This window comes from Flagellimonas oceanensis (genome assembly GCF_003992595.1).
In the GTDB taxonomy this organism is placed as follows: Bacteria; Bacteroidota; Bacteroidia; order Flavobacteriales; family Flavobacteriaceae; genus Flagellimonas; species Flagellimonas oceanensis.
The window spans coordinates 1-7,045 of the sequence record NZ_RZNA01000010.1; the positions used below are offsets into that span (position 1 = coordinate 1).

5 protein-coding genes and 1 pseudogene are annotated in these 7,045 nt (G+C 38.3%); all 6 read right to left on the reverse strand.

What is annotated here, in order from left to right; translation table 11 throughout:
• Positions 1-51: 51 nt before the first annotated feature.
• Positions 52-1,248: an IS256 family transposase gene (locus EO132_RS03845; protein WP_062787294.1), complete on the reverse strand. Its 1,197-nt coding sequence runs from the start codon at positions 1,246-1,248 to the stop codon at positions 52-54.
• Between the two features lie 72 nt (positions 1,249-1,320).
• Positions 1,321-1,635 carry a hypothetical protein gene (locus tag EO132_RS03850; protein WP_127136689.1) on the reverse strand — a complete coding sequence of 105 codons (315 nt, stop codon included), beginning with the start codon at positions 1,633-1,635 and terminating at the stop codon, positions 1,321-1,323.
• The gene (locus EO132_RS03855) at positions 1,623-2,327 is read right to left on the reverse strand and encodes a M48 family metallopeptidase (protein WP_127136690.1); all 705 of its coding nucleotides are present in this window, start codon (positions 2,325-2,327) and stop codon (positions 1,623-1,625) included. Before EO132_RS03855 ends, EO132_RS03850 begins: the two co-directional genes overlap by 13 nt.
• A gap of 4 nt (positions 2,328-2,331) precedes the next feature.
• A complete protein-coding gene (locus EO132_RS03860; RefSeq protein WP_127136691.1) occupies positions 2,332-5,583 on the reverse strand; it encodes a type I restriction endonuclease subunit R in 3,252 nt (1,083 codons plus the stop codon).
• Entirely contained in the window at positions 5,580-6,422 is an 843-nt protein-coding gene (locus EO132_RS03865; RefSeq protein ID WP_127136692.1) for a DUF2971 domain-containing protein, read from the reverse strand. The genes EO132_RS03860 and EO132_RS03865 overlap by 4 nt, the downstream gene beginning before the upstream one ends.
• Positions 6,423-6,631: 209 nt before the next feature.
• Positions 6,632-7,045, reverse strand: a pseudogene (locus EO132_RS03870) (hypothetical protein); the annotation flags it as partial.

The window sequence follows — 7,045 nt, forward strand, 5'->3', positions numbered from 1 at the left end:
GACACTATCCCAATAAGTGTGTAAGTTAAAAATAACGGGGGTTGGGCTTTTCTAGAGCCTGACCCTTTTTTCATAGATCGTAAGGAACTGGTTTAAAATGATGCCCCAGTTCCTGATGGGCATGGACCATTTCTTGGTGGCCTCCCTTGTTGCCAAATATACGGATTTCATCACCGCATCGTCGGTGGGGAAGGAAAGCTTGTTCTTGGTGTACTTCCTGATCTTCCCGTTCAGGTTCTCTATAAGGTTGGTGGTATAGATGATCTTTCGTATCTCGAGGGGGAACTCGAAGAACACGGTGAGTTCGTCCCAGTTGTCCCTCCAGCTCCTTATGGCATAGGAGTACTTGGTTTCCCACTTCTTGGCAAAGTCCTCCAGGGCGGCCTTTGCGGCCTTCTCGTTGGGTGCGTTGTAGATGCCCTTCATATCGGCGGTGAACGCTTTTTTGTCCTTCCATACCACGTAGCGGCAGGCATTGCGTATCTGGTGCACCACGCATATCTGGGTTCTGGACTCGGGGAAGACGTTCCTGATGGTATCGGTGAACCCGTTCAGGTTGTCGGTGGCGGTGATCAGGATGTCCTCGGTGCCGCGGGCCTTGATATCGGTGAGCACCGACATCCAGAAGGCCGCCGATTCGTTCTTGCCCAGCCAAAGGCCGAGCACTTCCTTTTTCCCGTCCCTGCGCAGGCCCACGGCCACGTACACGGTCTTGTTGATTACTTTGGAGGATTCCCTGACCTTGAAGACGATACCGTCCATCCATACGATAAGATAGACCGGTTCCAAGGGTCGGTTCTGCCAGGCGACGATGTCCTCCGCCACCTTTTCGGTTATCCTTGATATGGTGGAAGTGGAGATGTCAAAATTATAGACCTCGCGTATCTGTTCCCCGATATCGCTGTTGCTCATCCCCTTGGCGTAGAGCGATACGATGACATTTTCGATGCCGTCCACCATGTTGCCCCGCTTGGGGACGACCATGGGGTTGAAACTGGCATCCCTGTCCCTGGGGACGGATATCTCGGACTCCCCGAAGGAGGTGCGCACCTTCTTTTTGGAGTGCCCGTTACGGGAGTTGCCGTCCTTGGACCTCTGGTGCCTTTCGTAATCCAGATGGCCGTCCAGTTCCCCTTCCAGCATCTTCTCGATGCCGCGCTTCTGGAGTTCCTTGAGAAAACCGTTGAGCTCGTCTCCCGATTTGAACTGCTTCAGGAAATCGTCGTTGAACAATTCTTCTTTCTTCATAATGTGAAAATATTTAAAATTAGACAAAAAATTAGCGGGGGCATGCCCCCGCTAATTTTCTATTTACACACTTTATGAGATAGTCCTTTGAAAATTATCATTGATGGTGTTTAGTAATGATTGTTGTTCATTTTTGGAGAGTAGGTCATCCAAGCTTTCGATTGTAGGCTTTAACTGAGGGTTTATTTTCAACTTTTCTAAAAATCCCAGTTCTTGTCTTATGTAGTCTAGGTAATTAATTTTTTCTTTTCCATCAAACAACATAACCATATTCTCCTGATTGAAGAAATATCCAATAGGGGACAATAGCTCATCCTGTTGTAGTAATAGAAAAACAACAAAATCTTCTAGCATTTCTTTGGGGGATAACCTGTTTACACCATCCATCTTTCTAGCTTATCTTTAGTTTCCTTCCAATCTGGATATACCTTTTCCAGAAGCTCATAAAAAGCTGAACTGTGATTCAGGTATTTTAAATGACATAGTTCGTGTACGATAACATATTCAATACACTTCTTTGATGTTTTAATCAATTCTAAGTTCAAATGAATCTTTCCGTCCTTATCGCAACTGCCCCATCGTTTCTTCATCCATCTATAAGCCAATATTGCGTTACCGTCGAAAAGACTCTTTGATAATGGGCGTTGTTCCTCAAAAAGTTCTTTAAAGTGTAATTCGGCTTTGTCCTTGTACCAACCTTTAATTAACTCTTCAACGGTTTTCTTATTTTCGGGATACTGGCAATGCACCTGCAAATAACCTCCTGAAAGCTTTACTGCTGCTTTGTTTGATTTGTGTAGCTTTAATCTGTATTGTTTGCCTAGATATAGATGGGTTTCACCATTTACAAACCTTCGAGGTGGAGTAATTGGTTGAAATGAAAGAAAGAAATCCTGCTGCTTAACTATCCACGCTGCCTTCTTTCTTACTTTGTCACGGACTTTCAGTAAGTCGCTGTTCTTGGGAGCGGTTACTCTAACCGATTTATCTGGATACACTTTAATCCCAAGGGTTTTACGTTGGGAGAATTCCAAGTCATAGGCTATAAGGGTTGTTCCATATTGGATTTCATCTCTCATAGGACTACTTGTATTTTATTATTGCAACTTTTAGACAATCCTCGATTAGTTGGTCTATTTTGTCCCAGTTGGTATCCTGTCCGTATTTCTTAAGGAGTTCATAGACAATATCACCTAGAGCAATGTTTATTTTGCCCGTAATGTCTTCATTTTTGTCCCATTCTACAATCTTGTTTCCATTCAGATATATATGCTCTTTTACCGTTTTATCAATTTCCAAACTAGTTTCAATATGAAATCGGGTCTTAAGTAATTCTACATCATCAAATGTTGTCTTGCTAAAATTGTAAAAAGCCAACCCTGCATCGTTGTTTGCTAATTCTTTTGGAGCATCTTCTGACCGTCCATGTAAAAACTTATCCTCTAACTCCTTTGCCTTTTTCAAAAACTCGGCCTCTGAAATACGCTTTTGGTAATATTCTTCAATGGTCTCTTTTATAAGTTCAGCCAGCTTTTTGTAATATACTGGGTCTTCCTGCATTTTTACATTAATAGCCTTAATTGTTCTGCTGGCAATATGGTCAGCCTGAGCAGCCTTACCTGTAATTTTTTCGATTTCGGCTTCACGTTGTTCTTTGTCAAAGATGTCAACCAATTCGGTTACCTTCATAATCTCTCCCTCAGTTGAAATATGCTGGTTAATCAGTTTCTGAATTTTTGGCTCAAACTCCTTATAGGATAAATCGTCATTGTATCTACGCTTCACATCAACACGTAACTTAAGAAAGAACTTTGCATCTTTTTTGTATTGGGCTATCTTCTTTTCATCAGTATTGTTGGCGAAATCCACAGAGGACAAGGCCATCTTAAGTAATCTAGCAAATTGACTAAGTTTTTCGTAAAATTTATTTCGGATGTCCTCTGGTTTTAGAAGCTCCTCATAAGCGGTTGGTTCAAGATTTTTGTCTTTTAGCTCTTTGAAAATGTCCCAGACTTCGGAGTGAGCCTGTGGAAGCTTCTTTATTTCATCATCCAATTTGGTCAAAGTGCCTTCAAGTTCCTCTTCGTCAAAATCAGAAAGGCCAGAATAAGTGGCCAATGCATTATCTAAGTTTTCAAGATTGCCATAATAATCAACGATATAGCCATAATCTTTTCCTGGGTATACTCGATTTACTCTCGCAATGGCCTGTAATAGGGTATGTTCTTTTAATGCCCTGCACAAATAGAGTATAGTGTTGTTTGGAGCATCAAAACCAGTTAATAATTTAGCTACTACAATCAATATTTCTGGATGTTCCCTCTTCTTGAATTGGGTTATGACGCTCTTTTCAAATTTCTTTAAATCTCCATACTTATCTATCCTAGAGTTGAAGTATTCGTCTTCGATTCGCTTTTCGTCATTTGTGTTGTAAAACCCATCTTCGACACCTTCACGTTGGTCAGATTGAGTAACGATAACTTCTGAAGTAACCATTCCTATGTCATCCAAAAACCGTTTGTAAAGTAATGCAGCTTTGATTGTTGGAGCGACCAATTGTCCTTTTGGTTTGTATTTGTCACCTTCAGTTTGAAAAAAGTTCCTGTAGTGTTCAGAAATGTCCCAAGCTCTGGCGTAAATAACCTTTTCAGTTTTATTAAGTTCATTTATGGTGTTGAACTTTCTTTTAAGATTTGCTTTACCATATTCGGATAGGGGTTCAGAGAGTTTGTCAAAGTACCGATTAACAGGGTCTTCATCAACTGTAATTAGGTTGTGTCTTCCTTCATATAAAAGAGGGACTACTGCACCATCGTCAACAGCATCTTTAACGGTATATGGGAGGCCTATATAGCCACCAAACTTGTGAGCGGTGCTCTTTTCCCTTTTCATTAAAGGTGTGCCCGTAAACGCAAGAAAACAAGCGTTAGGAAAAACCTGTTGCATACTAACATTAAAGCTACCGTATTGCGTTCTATGTCCTTCATCAATCATGACAAAAATATCTGATGAAAGAAAAGGGTTCTTTGTTTGTTTAACGGCTGCTTCGAACTTGTTTATGATTGTAGTGATTATGGCATCACTTTTATCATTTAACAACTCTGTAAGATGTGAACCAGTTCTGGCTTGCTTCACCTCTTTTTGGCACTTTTTAAAGGTGTCTGAGATTTGGTCATCCAAATCAATTCTGTCTGTGACCAGAATTATCTTCGGGTTACTTATTTCGGGGTTTGAGGCAATCATTTGAGCTAACATAACCATGGTGAGAGATTTGCCACTACCTTGTGTGTGCCATATTACACCACCTTGCCTTTTCCCTAGGTTGTCAAAATGGGTAACTCGTTTTATGGTATCCTTTATGGCAAAAAATTGTTGGTAACGAGCTACTTTTTTAATGCCCTCGTCATAAACTGTAAAGTTCCTGATGATTTCCAGCAAACGTTCTTTACGACATAGGGCATATAACAATTCATCTTGGTTGCTTGTTTCTCTTTTTTCCTTTTCCAGTCCATCAAAATAGGACTTCACATATTTAAATCTTCCTGAGAACAAGTCACTCTTTTGAATCTCCTTTAATGGCTTGTTTTTAACGCTGGAAAGCTCATTGGCAAAATCGACCTTATCTTGCTTGCTTGAAAACTGCTCTTTCCATTTAGACCAAAACTCCTTACTTGTTCCTGTAGTGCCATAACTACCATCATTAGTAGCGATGCTTAACAAAAGATTGGAGTACATGTACAAAGAACGGATGCCAGATTTACTGAAATTGCGAATATGTTGTTCAATTGCAAGTTCCGTTGGAGATTTAGTTCCTTTTAAGGAAGGGCTTTTACACTCGATAATAACCATTGGGATTCCATTGACAAAAAGCACAATGTCTGGACGGTAAGTATCTGTTCTGGCAGTTCTGAGAACACTATATTCCTCAGTGACATGAAAAACATTGTTTTCTGGGTTTTCCCAATCTATGTATTGTAACGTATGACTTTTTTTATCGCCATCTATACTTTGCTCCATAGCTTTGCCCAAAGTAATAAGGTCATAGAATGCAGCATTGGCATTTAGAAAACCATCCTGAATAGGCAAATCTTTTAGTGCTAAAATGGCTGAGTTTAGGTTTGCTTCTGAAAATGGATATTCTTTTCCTTTGCGATGAATAGTATTTATTTCATGCAATTGAGTTTTAAGAATGTTTTCGAAAAGCACCTGTGATTTTTTGCCTCCTCGCCAATCCAACGCTTGTTCGGGTGTAACATAACTATACCCCATGTTGATTAATAGCTGTAAAGCTGGAACTTGGGAAATGTGGTCTTCTAAAAAGGATGGCGTACTCATTCTTTTAATTTTTCGGTCCTATCAAAAAATTGATAGAAAGGTTCTAATTCAGATTTCTGTACAGTTATGTTTTTCCCCAAAGATTCAAATAGTACTTTGCTTTCTTCAAATTTTTCCTCTGGCATTGCGGGATGTGTAATAATTGTTATCTCCAATTCTTCAAAATCAATAATTTTATAAACTACATGATTTGGTTTTTCTGCATCCGTATTTAAATCTATAAATACTACTCTATATTCCTTTTCATGCGAAAAAGATTCATCCTTTCTAAAAGATAAATAGAGCACAGTGTTGTCTTTCTCGTTTTCAATAACCCTAGGGTAATCTTGGTATTTAATTCTACCTACTACAATTCTCTGCTTTTCTTGTAGGTCATTAAGAGGAATTGAAGATTTTATTTTATTTTGAAACTTTCTTCTATTAACTTTTACTGCAAAACCATTTTCTTTTGCGTAAAACCTCCACATGCCATCAGATTCACGATTTGAGTTAAACCAACAACTTATATAATGTGATTCTTGGGTTTTTCTTAGCGTTTTACTTATATGTAATAGTTTCTCTTTAGAAACTTCTTTAGCCTGTTTCCAGTCTTCAATAAGCTCTGGATTTATTTTTTCTTCTCTATCAATAAAGCAGAACTCATATGCTACTCTAACTTCTGTTATATCGTAAGTAGAGATTCCTTCAAGTTTGTCATCAAAACGATTCATTGAAGGCATATAAAGAGATTTTGTTTCAAGAAGACTCAAAACCTTGCTTTTACTCATATATCTAAACAGGTAATCCTTGTTTATACTTTTTGTATTATAAGTATTCCACTTTCTAAATAATTTACTCATACCTTTTTAATTTCTCTTAAGTCTTCTCTTAAGTCTTCTCTTAAGTCTTCTCTTAAGTCTTCTCTTAAGTCTTCTCTTAAGTCTTCTCTTAAGTCTTCTCTTAAGTCTTCTCTTAAGTCTTCTCTTAAGTCTTCTCTTAAGTCTTCTCTTAAGTCTTCTCTTAAGTCTTCTCTTAAGTCTTCTCTTAAGTCTTCTCTTAAGTCTTCTTCTTAATTAACTAAGTGCCATTTAGGTTCTTTAAAAGTTCCTTTATTTATGATTATATCTTTCTTTCTTAATTCAGTGATTAGATTACCAATCTTTGTTTTCTTTTGAGATTCAGACAAATAATCAGGTAGTTTTTTCCATAATAACAAATCTATATCGGCCCTATTCAACATTCCATGGTCTTTTATTGACTTAACAATTAAGTCTAAATAGTATTTCTTGTCTAATGCCTTATGCTTTGAATACAAAGCTTTTTGACCTGTTCGTTGAGCAACCTTTTTTGCTATATAATAATTTGGTCTTCTTCCCTCGATTAGCTTCTTACCTTTCAAGTAGGCAGCCTCTTCTTTAGTAATTAATTGTTTTTTCTGAATTTTGTCCAAAAGCATTATATCTGTAGATACCCCGATCTTTAG

Excerpts from the sequence above, each read along its gene's own strand:
- EO132_RS03845 (WP_062787294.1), bottom strand. The coding sequence starts at position 1,248 with ATGAAGAAAGAAGAATTGTTCAACGACGATTTCCTGAAGCAGTTCAAA.
- EO132_RS03850 (WP_127136689.1), bottom strand. The coding sequence starts at position 1,635 with ATGGATGGTGTAAACAGGTTATCCCCCAAAGAAATGCTAGAAGATTTT.
- EO132_RS03855 (WP_127136690.1), bottom strand. The coding sequence starts at position 2,327 with ATGAGAGATGAAATCCAATATGGAACAACCCTTATAGCCTATGACTTG.
- EO132_RS03860 (WP_127136691.1), bottom strand. The coding sequence starts at position 5,583 with ATGAGTACGCCATCCTTTTTAGAAGACCACATTTCCCAAGTTCCAGCT.
- EO132_RS03865 (WP_127136692.1), bottom strand. The coding sequence starts at position 6,422 with ATGAGTAAATTATTTAGAAAGTGGAATACTTATAATACAAAAAGTATA.